Origin of the sequence: Chromohalobacter sp. HP20-39, from assembly GCF_033052815.1 — a bacterium.
In the GTDB taxonomy this organism is placed as follows: Bacteria; Pseudomonadota; Gammaproteobacteria; order Pseudomonadales; family Halomonadaceae; genus Chromohalobacter.
The window spans coordinates 1-249 of the sequence record NZ_JAWHTP010000993.1 but is presented as its reverse complement, the minus strand read 5'-3'; the positions used below and the strand labels follow the sequence as shown (position 1 = coordinate 249).

General features: G+C 62.7%; 1 protein-coding gene. It reads left to right on the top strand.

Translation table 11 applies throughout. The annotated features are described in order from the left end of the window. Positions 1-249, top strand: a 249-nt coding sequence (locus RVY79_RS20945; RefSeq protein ID WP_317466535.1) for an N-formylglutamate amidohydrolase, incomplete at both ends; no start/stop codon positions are given.

Below are 249 nucleotides of genomic sequence, written 5' to 3'. Positions count from 1 at the left end.
CGCAGCGGCACCAGCGCTGATCCGGCGTTCACTGCGTGGGTGGCCGACACACTGCGCGCGCTGGGCTTTCGTGTGCAGATCAACGACCCATATCGCGGTGGCGATCTGGTGCGCAGCTATGGCGATCCAGCAGCGCACCGGCACAGCATCCAGATCGAACTGAACCGCGCGCTCTATATGGATGAAGCCACCTGCGAGAAGCACGATGGCTTCGCGGCTTTGCGTGGACAACTGACCCGTTTCGTGGAA